General features: G+C 36.4%; 1 protein-coding gene. It reads left to right on the top strand.

Going from position 1 to position 568, the window contains the following annotated elements:
• On the top strand, nt 1–568 hold a 568-nt coding region (locus ACQ0RB_RS15680; RefSeq protein WP_430499634.1), incomplete at both ends, for a GEVED domain-containing protein.

Below are 568 nucleotides of genomic sequence, written 5' to 3'. Positions count from 1 at the left end.
CTGCATCAAATACAACAGACACATCAACAGATTTAAGCTGGAATGCTTCAACTGATAATGTAGGTGTAACTGCGTATAATGTTTATCAAGATGGAAGCTTAATAGCATCTACGCCTTCAACAAGCTATCAAGTAACAGGGTTAAGTCCTAGTACAACGTATGCGTTTTATGTTACTGCGTTAGATGCAGCTGGAAATATGTCTTCGCAAAGTAATACAGTTAATGTTACTACTCAAGATGTACAGATTACATACTGTTCCTCTGCAAGCTCAAATGTAAATGATGAATACATAAGTAGAGTACAGCTAAACACAATTGACAATAGCTCAGGTGCTCAGTTCTATTCAGATTTTACAAGTATTTCAACTACCTTAACTAAAGGAAGTCAATATACAATTACTGTAACACCAACTTGGACAGGAACAACCTATAACGAAGCATATTCGGTATGGATAGATTACAATAGAGATGGAGATTTTAATGATGCAGGAGAGCAAGTGTGGACACAATCGCCAACACAAACAACACCAGTTTCAGGAACATTTACTATTCCAACAAATGCAGTAGA

Source organism: Gaetbulibacter sp. PBL-D1 (assembly GCF_050509525.1).
Taxonomy (GTDB): domain Bacteria; phylum Bacteroidota; class Bacteroidia; order Flavobacteriales; family Flavobacteriaceae; genus Gaetbulibacter_B; species Gaetbulibacter_B jejuensis.
The sequence above is the reverse complement of the archived record's forward strand: the minus strand, read 5'-3'. Positions and strand labels throughout refer to the sequence as shown.